The organism is Bradyrhizobium sp. BRP22 (assembly GCF_020194175.1).
Classification (GTDB): Bacteria; Pseudomonadota; Alphaproteobacteria; order Rhizobiales; family Xanthobacteraceae; genus Bradyrhizobium.
The window spans coordinates 1-260 of record NZ_JADYVX010000153.1 but is presented as its reverse complement, the minus strand read 5'-3'; the positions used below and the strand labels follow the sequence as shown (position 1 = coordinate 260).

Annotated in this window: 1 pseudogene; it reads left to right on the top strand. The window is 58.1% G+C overall.

Going from position 1 to position 260, the window contains the following annotated elements:
* Positions 1 to 148 (top strand): annotated as a pseudogene (locus I6F35_RS39765) (IS3 family transposase); the annotation flags it as partial.
* Positions 149 to 260 lie beyond the last annotated feature (112 nt).

The following is a 260-nucleotide window of genomic DNA, read 5'->3' as shown; positions in this document are numbered from 1 at the left end:
GGTTGATGCGCAAAATGGGCTCGCGGTCGTTGGGACCAAGGCCGAACACGACGAGGCCGGCGCCGGGCCACAAGATCTATCCCTATCTGTTGCGCGCAACATGAGGATTGACCGGCCGAACCAGGTGGGGGCGGCCGACATCACGTATCGTGCGCCTCGCCCCACAGTTGGGGAAGCGTATGACTGGAATGCAAAAGAGAAAGGAGGACTGAGAAAAAAAAGATATGACTTGTTCCCTGCTGTGAGGGGACATGAGCCCA